Below are 15,103 nucleotides of genomic sequence, written 5' to 3'. Positions count from 1 at the left end.
GCAGCGCCCCCGCATCCGCGATCAGTCGCGGCCCTTGTAGATCTCGACCAGTTTCCCCAGCATCGCCAGCGCATCCTCGCGCGCCCGCTGGAAGCTGTTGCGCCCGATGATCGAGCCGTTGCCGCCGCCGTCACGGATGGCGCGGGCGTCGTCATAGACCGCATCGGCACCCTTCGCCGCGCCGCCCGAGAACACAACGATCCGGCGACCGCCAAAGGCCGCGTCCATGCAATGCTGCACGCGCTTTGCCTGGGTCGAGACGTCGATCTTCTGCGCCTGATAGACCTTCTTGGCATCCTTGTTTTCCAGATGGTCGGTGGACAGCTTGATCTTGATGACATGGGCACCCAGCAGCGCCGCGATCTGGGCGGCATAGGCGGCGATGTCGATGGCGGTTTCGCCATCCTTGCTGATCGCCTCGCCGCGCGGATAGGACCACACGACCGAGGGGATCCCGACCGAGGCCGCCTCGGCGCGCAGTTCCGAGATCTCCTCGAACATATCCAGCGCCATGTCCGAGCCCGGATAGATGGTGAAGCCGATGGCCGCGCAGCCCAGCCGCAGCGCATCCTGCACCGAGGCAGTCACCGCCTGATTCTTGCCCGCCGTATCCGACATCAGGCTGTTGGCCGAGTTCATCTTCAGGATGGTCGGGATCTGACCGGCATAGGTATCAGCGCCGGCCTCCAGCATCCCCAGCGGTGCGGCATAGGCGTTCAGGCCCGCATCGATCGCCAGCTTGTAATGGTAATGGGGATCATAGCCTGCGGCATTCGGCGCGAAGCTGCGTGCGGGGCCATGTTCAAAGCCCTGATCGACGGGCAGGATGATCATCTTGCCGGTGCCGCCCAGCTTGCCTTCCATCAGCATGCGGCACAGGTTGCCCTTCACGCCGGGGTTTTCACCTTCGTAATTGGCGAGAATTTTCTTGACGGTATTCGTGGCCTTCATGGCGTCCCCCAGAAATTGTGTCTGAGGGCGTATTAGCAGAGGATTGCCGCCCGGCAACGGCAGGTTGCGCTAACAACTCGATGTTAGCGACTGCGATGGCAGTGACATGCCGAACAAATGCCTGTGTGGCGGGCGATGCGGCAGGAAGCCTGCCTGCGCCCGAACGCCTGACGGCGCGTGAACGCGAAAACCAGATCGTCGAAGAAGTGTGTGATTTGAGAAGAAAGGCAAATGATGGCGCGGTTGACGGGGCTCGAACCCGCGACCCCCGGCGTGACAGGCCGGTACTCTAACCAACTGAGCTACAACCGCGCATCATCTGTGGGCGAATGGTGGTGGCGCGGTTGACGGGGCTCGAACCCGCGACCCCCGGCGTGACAGGCCGGTACTCTAACCAACTGAGCTACAACCGCATGCTCACCAACCCCAGCATCTTCGCCCGCTGGGGTAGCGGCGATTTACGCGGCCCCACCGGGCACGTCAAGGCGGGAATTGGAAAAAAACGCCGATGCCGGTCGAAAGTTTTGCGCGGCCAGCAAATGCTGGGAGCATGACGGAGCGCAATCCTTTCAGACAAGATTCCGGTGGCCTCAGTTGCGCGGCGCGCTGATGCGCCCACCGCTGACCGGGCCCGGCGCATCCGTGGTCATGGGGCCCGATGTGGGCAGCCCACGCAGCACGCGCACGGCCAGCCAGCCGAATGCCTGCGCCTCCAGCATGTCACCATCCAGGCCAACGGCCTCGACCGGTTCGACCGGGCAACCCAGATGCGCGGAAAGGGCCGCCATGATGGCGGCATTGTGACGGCCGCCGCCGCAGACCAGCAGCCGCGCAGGCGGACTGGGCAAAAAGTCGAACCCCGCCGCGACCGAACCCGCAAGCGCCGCCACCAGCGTCGCAGCGGCGTCCTCGGGCGTCAGACGCGCCACCGCCTGAGCGAGCCCCGCGAAAGCGTCGCGATCCAGCGATTTCGGCGGCTGGCGGGTAAAATAGGGATGAGTCAGGAACTCGGCGACGATGTCGCCATCGGCCTGCCCGGCGGCGGCAAGCGCCCCGCCCTCGTCCCGCGCACCCAATCCCCGCGCACGCATCATGTCATTGATCGGCGCATTGGCCGGCCCGGTATCGAAGGCAAGGCAGCCTTGCTCTGGCCCCTCGGCCAAGGGGTCCACCCAGGTCAGGTTGCCGACCCCGCCGAGGTTCAGAAAGACCACGGGCGCGGGTTCCATCCGCCCTGCCCGGACCGCCCAATCGGCGCAGGCCCAATGAAAGAACGGGGCCAATGGCGCACCCTGCCCGCCCTGTCGCACGTCTTCGGTCCGGAAATCCCAGACCACGCGGCGGCCGGTCCTGTGCGCCAGCGCTGCGCCTGAACCCGCCTGATGGGTGCCGCGCCCGCCCGGATCATGGGCCAAGGTCTGGCCGTGATAGCCGATCAGCTCCGCCTCGGGGAAATCCGCCGCCAGTGCCGCATGGGCCGCGACCGACAGGTCCGCCGCCTCGGCCACGCCGGGATCGCCGGGCCAGCGGCCAAGCGCGTCATGCAGCACCGCCGCCTCATTCCCGCCATAGCCGCGATAGCCGGCGCGACCGAACCCGCCGATCCTGACCCCGTCGGTTTCGATCAGCGCCGCGTCCACGCCATCAAGCGACGTGCCCGACATCATCCCCAGCGCCCGGATCATCCCGTCCATCATGGCTTTCCCTTCTGTCATGGCCCAAGTATATCCGGCGCATCGAAAGGAAAATAGCAATGGCACCGACCGTAAAATCCGACTTCCTGCGCATCATCATCGAACGTGGCTTTCTGGCCGACGCGACAGACCTGACCGCGCTTGACGAAGCTTTGATTGACGGGCCGGTGACGGCGTATATCGGCTATGACGCCACGGCGGCGTCGCTGCATGTGGGCCACCTGCTGAACATCATGCTGCTGCGCTGGTTCCAGAAGACCGGCAACCGCCCGATCACCCTGATGGGCGGCGGCACCACCAAGGTCGGCGATCCGTCCTTCCGCTCTGATGAGCGGCCCCTGCTTGGCCCCGAACAGATCCAGTCGAATATCGACGGGATGCAGCAGGTCTTTGCCCGCTACCTCGATTACGGCGATGGCAAGGCCATGATGCTGAACAATGCCGAATGGCTGGACGGGCTGAACTATCTCGATTTCCTGCGCGACATCGGGCGGCATTTCAGCGTCAACCGGATGCTGTCCTTTGAATCGGTGAAATCGCGGCTGGACCGCGAGCAGTCGCTGTCCTTCCTGGAATTCAACTACATGATCCTTCAGGCCTATGACTTCCTGGAGCAGTACCGTCGTTACGACTGCCGTCTGCAGATGGGCGGCAGCGACCAGTGGGGCAATATCATCAACGGCGTCGATCTGACGCGCCGGGTGCTGGACAAGGAGGTCTGGGGCCTGACCACGCCGCTTCTGACCACCAGCGACGGGCGCAAGATGGGCAAGTCGCAAGGCGGTGCGATCTGGCTGAACGGCGACATGCTGTCGCCCTACGAGTTCTGGCAGTTCTGGCGCAACACGACCGACGCCGATGTGGGCCGCTTCCTGAAGCTGTATACCGAACTTCCGGTCGATGAATGCGACCGTCTGGGCGCGTTGCAGGGGTCCGAGATCAACGAGGGCAAGATCCGCCTTGCCAACGAGGTCACTACCCTTCTGCACGGCGCCGAGGCTGCGGCATCCGCCGAAGCCACCGCCCGCGAGGTGTTCGAGCAGGGCGGCGCCGGCGGCGATCTGGAAATCGTGACGATTGGCGCGGACGCCCTGCCCGTCTCGGTGATCCAGCTTCTGTCCCAGACCGGCATCACCGCGTCGGGCAAAGAGGCCAAGCGCCTGATCGCCGAGGGCGGCTTGCGCCTGAACAACGATCCGGTCAGCGATCCGCAGGTTCAGGTCGATGCCGGGATGATCGGTGACGGGCTGAAGGTGTCGGTCGGCAAGAAGAAGCACCGGATGGTGCGCGTTGGCTAGAGGAAGGGCCGGGCAAACCCGGCCTTTCTTGTTTTGTCTACGCGCCACCCCTTGGCAGCTTTGCGGACGGAGCGGACGTTCGAACCCCAGCATCAAATGTCCGCTTCTCTTGTTGTTCGAGGCGACACGTGGCACTTTCAGCAAGGGTAAAAGCTTTAGTTCTACAGTGAAGCAATTCGATTATGGCAGAGTTGAAGAAGTGCATCGAATGCCAAAAAGAAATTGAGACGGGCGCGAAGCTCTGCGTTGAGTGCGGGTCCCACCAAGATTGGCGTCGGCATATCAAGATATGGACACCTCTTCTCGGATTTCTCCTAGCGTTTCTGGCTTTCGTTTTTTCGATTTCTCCGCAAGTCAAGTCGGCATGGCTTCCACCACCGCCCAAATTTAGCGCACATCTTAGGTCAGTTTCGGAACGTAGCATAACATTCGATGTTTCAAACCTGGGTGAACGGCGGTTGATAATCGACCCAATATTAAAGTGCGTCGCGGCCAACAGAATTGACGAAGAGATTGTCGACTATGAGGAGCCGTTTCGAATTTGGTTCACAACTGTTGAAGGTCAATTAGACAGACCGATAACGGTTGCAGAGCTTGGTGGAAGCGAAATTGTGACCTTTGCTATACCTCAGGTCTTGGAGGGTAGCTGGCTCGAAAATACCGCTGTTTTCCTGCCGCCGGAAGACGAAAGAGTGAGCGGTATTGAAAGGCGTTTCTCATCCGGTTCGAGGCTTAGGCACACATGGTTTGGAGCTAGTAGGGCGTCTAAAATACCTGTCTATCACATCATCGGTAAAGACGGCTTGATATCGCTTCAGCCAGTTTCGGACATAGCGACTTTCTGCCAGTTGACTGCCCTTGACCCAGTTGGCGGTAAAGAGGTTAGCGAAGGTTTTGCTGTTTGGCAGATTGGAAACAATCTTTGGCAAGGCGGACCTGCCAACCACCTTTATGATGTTCTAGGGAGTCGAATTTCTGTTGGTGGAGGTGGCGGTTTGAATGAGACAGACCCAGAGCTGTGCAATTCAGACACTCCGCAGTGGGGCTGTATTACAGAGGACTGAAGTCTGATCTCTTCCTGAAAGCCGTCATTCATCTTTCGTGCAGCATAAGTCACTCTTGTCTCAGAGCGGTAATTCATTCTGAATTCGATAAAGCAAAAGGACCCACCGCCAACCGAAGACGCAAAGCTACCCCTTCCTCACCCGCATCGCCGCCACCATCACCCGGTCCAGCGATTGCAGGAACCGCGCCCGGTCGGCCTTCGCAAAACCCTTGCCGCTGCCCTGCTGGAACGGATTGGCAGAGCGAATGTCCTGCATCAGGTCACGGGTCGCCAGACGCGGGCCGATATTGGCGAGGCTCAGCACCTCGCCATTCGGTTCGACCACCTGCGCGCCAGCCTTCAGGCAGCGGTCGGCCAGTGGGATGTCGGCGGTCACGACAACATCGCCCGGCCCGCATTGATCGGCGATCCATTTGTCGGCCTCGTCCGGGCCTTCACTGACGATCACCAGAGACACGAACGGGTTCGGCGAGGGCCGCAGCCCGCCATTGCAGACCAGCACCATCGGGATGCGCAGCCGGGTTGCCACCCGTTCGGCCTCGGCCTTTACGGGGCAGGCATCGGCGTCAATGTAAAGCGTGGTCATGGGCGGCCCTTCCTGTGCCCGCGCAACATAGTGCCAAGGCCTGGCGAAGTTAACCGCCCGTCTGGACAGGACGCGCCCGATCTTTCAATGATCGCCTGAAACAGGGGGGTATCATGGCGCAGCAACGGATCAGGGCGGTGTTCATGCGGGGCGGGACGTCGAAAGGGTTGGTCTTTCACGAGGCCGAGCTGCCGCCTGCGGGACCTGCGCGAGATGCGGTTCTGCTGGCCGCAATGGGCTCGCCCGATCCGAACATCCGCCAGCTGGACGGGATGGGGGGCGGCATTTCCTCGCTGTCGAAGATCTGCATTGTCGGCCCGTCGACGCATCCGCAGGCCGATGTCGATTTCACCTTTGGGCAGGTCGGGATAGACGCGGGGATTGTCGATTACGGCGGCAATTGCGGCAACATGTCCTCGGCCATCGGTCCCTTCGCGGTCGAGGAAGGGCTGGTCCCTACCCCGGCGGATGGCGAGGCGGTCGTGCGCATCCACAATACCAATACGGGCAAACTGATTACCGCGCGTTTTCCGGTTCGGGACGGCTTTCCGCTGACCCAAGGCGATTTCACGCTGGACGGCGTTGCCGGCACATCCGCGCCGATCCGGTTGGAGTTTCTGACACCGGGAGGCGCGAAGACCGGCGCGTTATTGCCAACCGGCAGGGCGGTGGACCTGATCGACGTGCCGGACCTCGGCCCGGTCGAGGTCAGTCTGGTCGACGCCGCCAACCCGATGGTGTTCATCGCCGCCGAAAGCCTTGGCCTGACCGGGGTGGAAATGCCCGATGAGATCGGCGCCGACCCGGCCCTGATGGCACGACTAGAGGCGATCCGCCGCCGTGGCGCGGTCATGATGGGTCTCGCCCCCGACGAAGCGGCCGCGGGCCGGCTTATCAGCATTCCGAAAATCGCCATGCTGGCCCGATCGCAACCGGCCGCGAAGCTGTCCGGGCAGCAACTAGCCGAAGGCGATGCCGACATCACCGCCCGCACCCTGTCGACGGGCCAACCCCACAGGGCCATTCCGTTGACCGGCGCGCTTTGCCTTGCTGCCGCGATCCGGGTGCCGGGCAGCGTTGCGGCACGCCTCGCCACAGCGACCCAAGGCAGCATCCGCATCGCCCACCCCTCTGGCACGATCAGCGTCGATGCCGCAACCGAGGATCACGACGGCCAGATCCATATCCTTCATGCATCGGTCCTGCGATCCGCCCGCCGCCTGTTCGAAGGCAATGTCTGCATCCCTGTCCAACCGTGACCCGGCCAGAAGAAAGGGCTGGACCATCATCGACCGCCGCGGACGGAAAACGGCGCTGGATGGTCCTGCATCCTGACATGCAAGAACAAGAAAGGCCTATGTAAGCCGGTGACAGTACCGGCAAGGCCCCAACTCCGCCGCGCGGCGATCATACGTGCCTGAAGATCCGTGGGAGAAGGCCACCTTCGTCGGTTGTCAGCCCCATACAGCAACGTCGCAATAGACCAGTTCAGATGCAGATGCTCAGAACGAGTAGCGCATGCCGACAAGCAGGTCGAAGGTCTCAAACTTATCGTCGTAATTATCCCCGCCCGGACCGTCGAACCGGCCCGACTCGGTCTGGAACCAACGTCCCTCTGCGTAGAGGTTCACATTGGGGTTCAGATCGTAGCCGACGCCGCCGAACACTTGATAGGCAAGCAACGTATCGGATTCGTAATCCTGATCGGGAATGCTCGTCTCCACTTTGGCTCCGCCGATGCCGCCGCCCAGATAGGGCCGCATCGCACCGGTCGCGCCCATGCCGTCGAACATGTAGATCGCGTTGACCATCAAGGCATTGGCAGAGGTGTCGCCGTTCGCAATGACGCTTTCGTCATCATCGTCACCGTCCGTGATCTCAACGTCGGCGCTGCGGTGGGAATACTCGATCTCCATCGAGAAATTCGGTGTGATGGCCGCACCGACCGCAACGCCCAGCGTATACCCGGTGTCATAGTCGAAACTGGGGCTGGCGATCTGCTCGCCGTCCTCTTTGAGCGTGGTGTCAAAGTTCGACGGCCAGGTCGCGCCTCCAAAACCTTTGACGTAGATATCTCCCAGCGAAAGCGTCTGAGCGGACGCGATCCCCGCGCCCCCCGCCAGTGCCGCGATCGCTACGACTGCAGCCGATCTTGCCTGTTTCATGACTAACTGTTCCCTGTCCACAGCCTTGGCCCGGAAGGCTATCCCACCTGTGACGTTGTATAAGTCGACATTCCCCAAGTAGGATGCCGACCTTTCCACGGTGCACCCACTTTGCGCAGTGGTCAAGTTTCATGGTGCCGGCGAGCCGTAACAGTCGAATCTGCGGCCAGAACTGAGCACAGTCTATGCTTGAGCAGCAAACTCCAAGACTGGTGGGGATGAGCTAACTGCCGGAAACACTGACACGGCGGTAAAGTCCAAATCGACTGTCCGCTCCGAGCCGGCGGAAGTTAAACTTACATCTTGCACCCGCGAGAACCTCCGCGACGAGCTCCGCCTATGCAAGTTCCTTCCCGCCATTTGAGTGCCGCTTGCGCTCGCGCTGCATCGGCCGTCACACTCGACTGTCGTCCACAAAAAAAGGCCCCGCATCGCTGCGGGGCCTGCAAATGGGTGAACCGGCGCTTATTCCGCCACGGTCACTTTCAGCATGTAATCCGGCGTCTCGACCGAGCCATTGGCGGCGGCATCGCCTTTCTTGACTGCGTTCAGCACGTCCCAGCCGTCAACCAACTGTCCGACGACGGTATATTGGCCGTCAAGGAACGGCGCAGGCGCCAGGTCAATGAAGAACTGGCTGTTGGCGCTGTTGGGATCCTGCGAACGGGCCATGCCGACGGTGCCCTGCTGGAAAGACACGTCGCTGAATTCCGCCGCCAGATCAGGCAGTTCCGACCCGCCCATGCCGGCCATCGCGGTGTCTCCGCCCTGCTTGCCGTGCTGGACGTCGCCCGTCTGGGCCATGAAGCCGTCAATCACGCGGTGGAACACGACACCGTCATAGGCGCCGGATTTCGCCAACTCGACCAGCCGAGCCACATGGTTCGGCGCCTTGTCGGCATACAGGTCCAGCGTGATCGTGCCCTTCGAGGCCCCGGACGCGTCCGCCACCTCGATCAGCAGGTTCGGGCCGGGGCCATCGGTGACGCCCGGCAGGCCCTCGGCTGCGGCGGAACCTGCGGTCAGGACCAGTGCGGGGATCAGCAGATTACGCAACATCGGCTGCCACCTTGACCGAGATCATGCGGTCGGGGTTTGCCGGCGGCTCGCCCTTCACGATCTTGTCGACATGTTCCATCCCTTCGATGACGCGACCGTAAACGGTGTACTGGCCGTTCAGGAAATGGTTGTCCTTGAAGTTGATGAAAAACTGGCTGTTGGCGCTGTTCGGGTTCTGCGAACGCGCGGCACCCAGCGTGCCACGGTCATGCGGCAGCTTGGAAAACTCGGCCGGCAGATCCGGCAGCTCCGAGCCACCCGTGCCGCAACGGCGCGCGTTATAATCGTTTTCCATATCGCCATGCTCGACATCGCCGGTTTGGGCCATGAAGCCGTCGATCACGCGGTGGAAGGCCACGTTGTCATAGGCACCGGCGCGGGCCAGTTCCTTCATCCGTTCGGCATGCTTGGGGGCGACATCGGGCAACAGCTCGATGGTGACCGGGCCGTCCTTCAGCTGGATGATGATTGTGTTTTCGGGATCCTTGATCTCGGCCATGAGGGCCTCCTCTGTTGTCGGTCGCAGCTACAGCTAAACCGTCCTGCCACGTCCTGCAACGCACGAACCCGTCACGCCGCCCCCGTCACGCGCATTGACGATGCCGTGAGGATGCCCCACAAACCCAGCAAAGCAAATTTGCAGAGGCCGCCATGAAATTCAACCGCATTGAAGATCTGGATATCGACGGAAAAGTTGTACTGACCCGCGTCGACCTGAACGTGCCGATGGATAACGGCGTCGTCACCGACACCACCCGCATCGACAAGATCGTGCCGACCGTGAAAGCCATTCAGGAAGCAGGCGGCAAGCCGGTGTTGCTGGCCCATTTCGACCGCCCCAAAGGGCAGCGTGTCGAATCGATGTCGCTGCAACAGATCGTCCCCGCGCTGGAATCCGCACTTGGCCAGAAGGTCACCTATGTCGAGGAAGCCGTCGGCGGTCCGGCCAAGCGCGCGGTCGCGGCGATGGGCACTGATGATATCATCCTGCTGGAAAACACCCGTTTCTATGAGGGCGAGGAACAGAACGACCCGACCTTCGCGGCCTCGCTTGCCGCCCTGGGCAGCGCCTATGTGAACGACGCCTTTTCGGCGGCGCACCGCGCCCATGCCTCGACCGAGGGCATCGCGCGGCTGCTGCCCGCCGCCGCAGGCAAGCTGATGGAGGCCGAACTGGACGCTTTGAACGCCGCACTCGGCGATCCGCAGCGCCCGGTCGTGGCGGTCGTGGGCGGGGCCAAGGTTTCGACCAAGCTGGAATTGCTGGGCAATCTGGTCGAAAAAGTCGACCATCTGGTGATCGGCGGCGGCATGGCCAATACCTTCCTGCTGGCCAAGGGGGCCGAGATCGGCAAATCGCTGGCGGAACGCGACATGACCGACACGGCGCTGGAAATCCTCGACAAGGCCGAAAAGGCCGGCTGCCAGATCCACCTGCCCGTCGACCTGGTCGTGGCGCGCGAATTCAAGGCCAATGCCGATTTCGAGATCCTGCCGGACGAGGAATGCGCCCCCGACGTGATGATCCTCGATGCGGGCCCCGCCACCGTTGATGCCATCACCGGCGTGTTCGAGAATTGCCGCACGCTGATCTGGAACGGCCCGCTTGGCGCTTTCGAGATCCCGCCATTCGACGCCGGCACCAATGCCGCAGCGCAGGCCGCAGCCCGGCTGACCCGCGAGGGGCGGCTGATCTCGGTCGCGGGCGGCGGCGATACGGTCGCGGCGCTGAACAAGGCGGGCGTGGCCGATGATTTCACCTTCATCTCCACGGCGGGCGGTGCCTTCCTGGAATGGATGGAGGGCAAGGAACTGCCGGGGGTCGCCGCGCTTGTGGATGCGCGCCGCTGATCCCATCTTGGGGCTGCGACCCCGGAAGGAGACGACATGGACGGCGCCATCGAGAATGCCGAAACCCTGATCGCGCGCATGGGCGAAGCCGCCCGTGCCGCTGCGTCTGAACTGGCCTTTGCCAGCGCCGAGCGCAAGCATGCGGCGCTGATCGCGGCGGCGGATGCCGTGCAGCAGCGCGAGGGCGAGATCCTCGCCGCCAATGCGCGGGATCTGGCCTATGCCGCCGAAAAGGGCCTGTCGCCGGCGATGGTCGACCGGCTGACCCTGACGCCCGCGCGTCTGCGCGACATTGTGGACAGCCTGCGCGCGATTGCCGAACAGCCTGACCCGGTCGGCCGGGTGCTGACCGAATGGGACCGTCCGAACGGGCTGCATATCCAGCGCGTTTCGACGCCTTTGGGGGTGCTGGGCGTGATCTATGAAAGCCGTCCCAACGTCACCGCCGATGCGGGGGCGCTGGCGCTGAAATCGGGCAATGCGGTGATCCTGCGGGGCGGCACCGATTCAATCCATTCCTCGGCCGCGATCCATGACTGCATGGTCCTTGGCCTGCGCGCCGCAGGCCTGCCGGAAACCGCGATCCAGATCGTGCCCATCCGCGACCGCGAGGCGGTGGCCGCGATGTTGCGCGCGCAGGGGCTGATCGACGTCATCATCCCGCGCGGCGGCAAGGGGTTGGTCGGTCTGGTGCAGCGCGAAGCGCGGGTACCGGTCTTTGCCCATCTGGAAGGCATCTGCCACGTCTATGCCGATGGCGATGCCGATCTGGACAAGGCGCGGCGCGTGGTTCTGAACGCCAAGACACGGCGCACGGGCGTTTGCGGATCCGCCGAATGCCTGCTGATGGACCGCGCCTTTTATACCAAACACGGCGATGTGCTGATCCGCGACCTGCTGGACGCGGGCGTCGAGGTCCGGGCCGAAGGTGTGCTGGCGGATATCCCCGGCACCACCCCCGCCCGTCCCGAAGATTTTGGCCATGAGTTTCTGGACAGCATCATCGCCGCCCGGCTGGTCAATGGTGTGGACGAAGCGATCGCCCATATCCGCTGCCACGGCTCGGGCCACACCGAATCGATCCTGACAGAAAATGACGCCACCGCCGCCCGCTTCTTCCAGCGGCTGGACAGCGCCATCCTGATGCGCAACGCCTCGACCCAATTCGCCGATGGTGGAGAGTTCGGGATGGGCGCGGAAATCGGCATCGCCACCGGCAAGATGCACGCGCGCGGCCCGGTGGGCGCCGAACAGCTGACCAGCTTCAAATATCTGGTCACCGGCGACGGCACGACCCGGCCCTGACCGGGTGGCGCCGGGGCCGGGTCGATCAGAATCGGATCTCTGCCCCGGTTTCGGTCAGCGACCAGCGGATACGGCGGTCCATCTCGGCCGCCGCCAGTCCCAGCAGCGGGAAATGCACCTCGGACGCGGCGGGCTCGGGCTGGCCGGGACGCGGGCCGTCCAGCCAGGCCCACAGTGCCGGGTCATGGCGGGTGCGTTCGGCATCGGCCGAAACGGTCCAGTCCCGCCCCTGCTGGCGGATGGTGATGCGCGCGCCCCAGGGCATCGCAGTTTCCAGACACATCAGCGCCAGCATCATCAGCTTCACATGACCCCGCCCGTGATCGCCGGGCGCGTCAAGCGTGACGCGCATCCGGCCTGCCCTCTCGACATCGGCGATCAGGGCAGCCAGTTCCGCCGGGCTGACACGCTGCGCCCCACCGGTCGCGCCAAAGGCGATGCGGAAACAGGTGATGCGGGCCCGCGCGGCGTGCAGCGCATCCTCGATCAGCGACATTTCCGGACTTTTCTGCAGGCCCGGCCATTCGCCCGCCATCTGCAGCAGCTCGACCCCGTTGCCGATCGCGCCCAGGGGTGAGATCAGGTCATGGCACAGCCGCGATCCGACCAGCGAAACGATTCGCGCCGCCAGATCGGTCTCGCTTGCCGCAGGCGTTGCGATGCGTGCTGTGGTGGCGTATTCCGTCATGATGGGACTTTCCGATGAATGAATTTCTGGAACCGGGGATGATCGTCCGCCACCCGCAAGCCCCCGAATGGGGGCTTGGGCAGGTGCAATCGCGCGTCGGCGACCGCATCACCGTGAACTTTGCCGAGGCCGGCAAACGCGTCATCGACGGCGCCCATGTAACGCTGGAGCTGGTCGAGACTGACGCCGAATGATGCAGACATGTCGCCAGCGTGAACACAACCATAGGCTGTGTCAATGCATCAATATGCTTAACCAATGTCGCCGCCATGCTGTTGCAATGAAGCGGCGTATTTTCTAGATACATCTCGTTCCGAATTCAGGAAGGTCCATGACTCTGGACAATAATTTCTTCGAAATCCGCCTTGCCCGTGACAATACCGACCTCATGGCCGCGCAGCGCCTGCGCTATCGTGTCTTCGTCGAGGAGCTGGGCGGCGACGGTCCACTGGTCGACCACGAGGCCCGGCTGGAGCGTGACGAATTCGACCCGATCGTGGATCACCTGGTGCTGATCGATACCCGCCGCGATGCAAGCCAGTTGGATCACGTCGTAGGCGTCTATCGCCTTCTGCCCGGTGATCGCGCCGCCGAATTCGGGCGCTTCTATTGTGACAGCGAATATGACCTGTCGAAGCTGAAGGCCTCGGGCCGGCCGCTGTTGGAACTGGGGCGTTCCTGCGTGCTGGACGAATATCGCGGCGGTGCCGGGCTGTTCCTGATGTGGAAAGCGCTGTCGGAATATGTGCTGGCGCGCGGGGTCGAGATCCTGTTCGGCGTCGCGTCCTTCCACGGCACCGATGCGCAACCGCTGGCACAACCGCTTGGCTGGTTGCACCACCACCACCTTGCACCCGAGGCGCTGCGCCCCGTCGCCCGGCCCGAGGGTTTCCAGCGCATGGACCTTCTGGGCAAGGACGAACTGGACCGCCGCGCCGCCATGCTGGGCATGCCACCGCTGATCAAGGCATATCTGCGGCTGGGCGGCACCATTGGCGAGGGTGCATTTCTGGACCGCCCCTTCAACACCACCGATGTGCTGCTGATGATGGATACCGCCGCCATGTCCGCGAAGCACCGCGATTTCTATACCGCCCGATGGCAGACGAACGGCTGACCGCCCAGACCTGGCGGGGCGGCGCGCCGCCCGCCCTTGCCCGGCCCGACCTGATGGGTTGGGTGCGGGTGATCCGGCGCGGGTTGCCCGCGGTTATGGTGCTGGCCCTTGGCGTGCCGTTGCTGATGCTGCTGCGCTTGGCCGAGCGGCCTTTTGCCGGTCGCCGCCGGCCGCTCAGTGGGCCGTTCGTGCAGGGGGTCTGTCGGGCGGTGCTGTTCTGCATCGGCATGGGCTGGCGGCGCATCGGCACGCCCATGCGAGGGTCAGGCGCTGTGGTGGCGAACCATTCCAGCTGGCTGGACATCTTCACCATGAACGCCGCCATGCCGATCTTCTTCGTGGCGAAATCCGAGGTCTCGACTTGGCCCGGCGTCAATATCCTGACCCGGGTGACGGATACGCATTTCGTCACACGCGATCCGCGCCTTGCCAGCGAACAGGCGGCCGAATTTGCCGCGCGGACCCGCGCCGGCCACAGGCTGCTGTTCTTCCCCGAGGGCACCTCCAGCGACGGACGGCGCGTGCTGCCGTTCAAGCCGACGCTGTTTCAGGGCTTCCTTGCCCCCGAAATGCCGCAGGCACTGGTGATTCAGCCCCTCACCGCAGTCTATCACGCACCGAAAGGTGAAGACGCGCGCTTCTATGGCTGGTGGGGCGACATGTCACTTGGGCCGCATATTCTTTCGGTGCTGGCCGTCAAGCGACAGGGTTCGGCAGAAATCCTGCTGCATGAACCAATTCCCGTTGCGGGCAAAGACCGCAAAATACTGTCCCGCGCGGCCGAAACCGCGATCCGGGCGGCGCTGCCCTTTGATGGCGCCAACAGTCCCTCAAACACGGAAAATCCTTAGCAAACCGGCTTGAAAGGCCCGCCGCAGCGGTCTAGGTGAAAGCCGAATGCCGAAAGGGACGCGCCAATGACCTATGTCGTCACCGACAATTGCATCATGTGCAAATACACCGACTGCGTCGAGGTCTGCCCCGTGGATTGCTTCTACGAGGGCGAGAACACGCTGGTGATCCATCCCGACGAATGCATTGACTGCGGCGTCTGTGAACCCGAATGCCCCGCCGATGCGATCCGCCCCGATACCGAGCCGGACATGGAGCCCTGGGTGGAGTTCAACCGGAAATATGCCGATCAATGGCCGGTCATCACCCGCAAAAAGGACCCGATGCCCGGTTACGAAGAAATGGATGGCGTTTCCGGCAAGCTGGAAAAATACTTCAGCCCGACCCCGGGCGAAGGCGATTGAGCCGCGGCGATTCTGTCTGGACGGTGCCCATTACGGGCGCCGGTTCCGATCCAACACCTTGAAACGC

At 63.1% G+C, this 15,103-nt stretch carries 16 protein-coding genes and 2 tRNA genes; 9 read left to right on the top strand and 9 right to left on the bottom strand.

Annotated elements, in window-relative coordinates; all coding sequences use genetic code 11:
• Window positions 1–21: 21 nt before the first annotated feature.
• The 4 genes from G7044_RS01955 to G7044_RS01940 form a co-directional block, all read right to left on the bottom strand.
• A complete protein-coding gene (locus tag G7044_RS01955; protein WP_166325163.1) occupies window positions 22–951 on the bottom strand; it encodes a class I fructose-bisphosphate aldolase in 930 nt (309 codons plus the stop codon).
• Window positions 952–1,186: 235 nt separating this feature from the next.
• Window positions 1,187–1,263, bottom strand: a tRNA-Asp gene (locus tag G7044_RS01950).
• 24 nt (window positions 1,264–1,287) lie between these two features.
• Window positions 1,288–1,364 (bottom strand) — tRNA-Asp (locus G7044_RS01945).
• Window positions 1,365–1,541: 177 nt separating this feature from the next.
• A complete protein-coding gene (locus tag G7044_RS01940) occupies window positions 1,542–2,666 on the bottom strand; it encodes an anhydro-N-acetylmuramic acid kinase (protein ID WP_235931106.1) in 1,125 nt (374 codons plus the stop codon).
• A 38-nt stretch (window positions 2,667–2,704) separates the two neighbouring features.
• Between G7044_RS01940 and tyrS the strand changes: the two genes are divergently transcribed.
• Window positions 2,705–3,943 carry a tyrosine--tRNA ligase gene (gene tyrS / locus G7044_RS01935; RefSeq protein WP_166325160.1) on the top strand — a complete coding sequence of 413 codons (1,239 nt, stop codon included), beginning with the start codon at window positions 2,705–2,707 and terminating at the stop codon, window positions 3,941–3,943.
• 182 nt (window positions 3,944–4,125) lie between these two features.
• Complete coding sequence (locus tag G7044_RS01930; protein ID WP_166325157.1) at window positions 4,126–5,007, top strand: hypothetical protein; 882 nt, start codon at window positions 4,126–4,128, stop codon at window positions 5,005–5,007.
• Window positions 5,008–5,133: 126 nt separating this feature from the next.
• Here the strand turns inward: G7044_RS01930 and G7044_RS01925 are convergent, their stop codons facing one another.
• The gene (locus G7044_RS01925; RefSeq protein ID WP_166325154.1) at window positions 5,134–5,595 is read right to left on the bottom strand and encodes a YaiI/YqxD family protein; all 462 of its coding nucleotides are present in this window, start codon (window positions 5,593–5,595) and stop codon (window positions 5,134–5,136) included.
• 113 nt (window positions 5,596–5,708) lie between these two features.
• Here G7044_RS01925 and G7044_RS01920 point away from each other — a divergent pair, with 113 nt between their 5' ends.
• Window positions 5,709–6,854, top strand: coding sequence for a 2-methylaconitate cis-trans isomerase PrpF family protein (locus G7044_RS01920; protein ID WP_166325151.1), 1,146 nt, complete (start codon window positions 5,709–5,711; stop codon window positions 6,852–6,854).
• Between the two features lie 243 nt (window positions 6,855–7,097).
• Here G7044_RS01920 and G7044_RS01915 read toward each other — a convergent pair whose 3' ends face one another.
• The 3 genes from G7044_RS01915 to G7044_RS01905 form a co-directional block, all read right to left on the bottom strand.
• A complete protein-coding gene (locus G7044_RS01915; RefSeq protein ID WP_166325148.1) occupies window positions 7,098–7,760 on the bottom strand; it encodes an outer membrane protein in 663 nt (220 codons plus the stop codon).
• A 465-nt stretch (window positions 7,761–8,225) separates the two neighbouring features.
• Window positions 8,226–8,819 (bottom strand): peptidylprolyl isomerase, encoded by a 594-nt coding sequence (locus G7044_RS01910; protein WP_166325145.1) that lies wholly within the window; start codon window positions 8,817–8,819, stop codon window positions 8,226–8,228.
• On the bottom strand, window positions 8,809–9,318 hold the full coding sequence (locus G7044_RS01905) for a peptidylprolyl isomerase (RefSeq protein WP_166325142.1): 510 nt from the start codon (window positions 9,316–9,318) through the stop codon (window positions 8,809–8,811). Before G7044_RS01905 ends, G7044_RS01910 begins: the two co-directional genes overlap by 11 nt.
• A gap of 152 nt (window positions 9,319–9,470) precedes the next feature.
• Here G7044_RS01905 and G7044_RS01900 point away from each other — a divergent pair, with 152 nt between their 5' ends.
• Both G7044_RS01900 and G7044_RS01895 read left to right on the top strand, forming a co-directional pair.
• On the top strand, window positions 9,471–10,670 hold the full coding sequence (locus G7044_RS01900) for a phosphoglycerate kinase (protein WP_166325139.1): 1,200 nt from the start codon (window positions 9,471–9,473) through the stop codon (window positions 10,668–10,670).
• Between the two features lie 36 nt (window positions 10,671–10,706).
• The gene (locus tag G7044_RS01895; protein ID WP_166325136.1) at window positions 10,707–11,975 is read left to right on the top strand and encodes a glutamate-5-semialdehyde dehydrogenase; all 1,269 of its coding nucleotides are present in this window, start codon (window positions 10,707–10,709) and stop codon (window positions 11,973–11,975) included.
• A gap of 25 nt (window positions 11,976–12,000) precedes the next feature.
• Here G7044_RS01895 and G7044_RS01890 read toward each other — a convergent pair whose 3' ends face one another.
• Complete coding sequence (locus G7044_RS01890; RefSeq protein WP_166325133.1) at window positions 12,001–12,663, bottom strand: histidine phosphotransferase family protein; 663 nt, start codon at window positions 12,661–12,663, stop codon at window positions 12,001–12,003.
• A 14-nt stretch (window positions 12,664–12,677) separates the two neighbouring features.
• Between G7044_RS01890 and G7044_RS01885 the strand changes: the two genes are divergently transcribed.
• From G7044_RS01885 to fdxA, 4 genes are all read left to right on the top strand, one after another.
• Window positions 12,678–12,857: a DUF3553 domain-containing protein gene (locus G7044_RS01885; protein ID WP_166325131.1), complete on the top strand. Its 180-nt coding sequence runs from the start codon at window positions 12,678–12,680 to the stop codon at window positions 12,855–12,857.
• A 137-nt stretch (window positions 12,858–12,994) separates the two neighbouring features.
• Window positions 12,995–13,780, top strand: a complete 786-nt coding sequence (locus G7044_RS01880; protein ID WP_166325128.1) for a GNAT family N-acetyltransferase — start codon at window positions 12,995–12,997, stop codon at window positions 13,778–13,780.
• Entirely contained in the window at window positions 13,762–14,631 is an 870-nt protein-coding gene (locus tag G7044_RS01875) for a lysophospholipid acyltransferase family protein (RefSeq protein ID WP_166325125.1), read from the top strand. Before G7044_RS01880 ends, G7044_RS01875 begins: the two co-directional genes overlap by 19 nt.
• Window positions 14,632–14,697: 66 nt before the next feature.
• Window positions 14,698–15,036 carry a ferredoxin FdxA gene (fdxA, locus tag G7044_RS01870; RefSeq protein ID WP_166325122.1) on the top strand — a complete coding sequence of 113 codons (339 nt, stop codon included), beginning with the start codon at window positions 14,698–14,700 and terminating at the stop codon, window positions 15,034–15,036.
• Window positions 15,037–15,103: the final 67 nt, after the last annotated feature.

Source organism: Paracoccus xiamenensis (assembly GCF_011308835.1).
Taxonomy (GTDB): Bacteria; Pseudomonadota; Alphaproteobacteria; order Rhodobacterales; family Rhodobacteraceae; genus Paracoccus; species Paracoccus xiamenensis.
The sequence above is the reverse complement of the archived record's forward strand: the minus strand, read 5'-3'. Positions and strand labels throughout refer to the sequence as shown.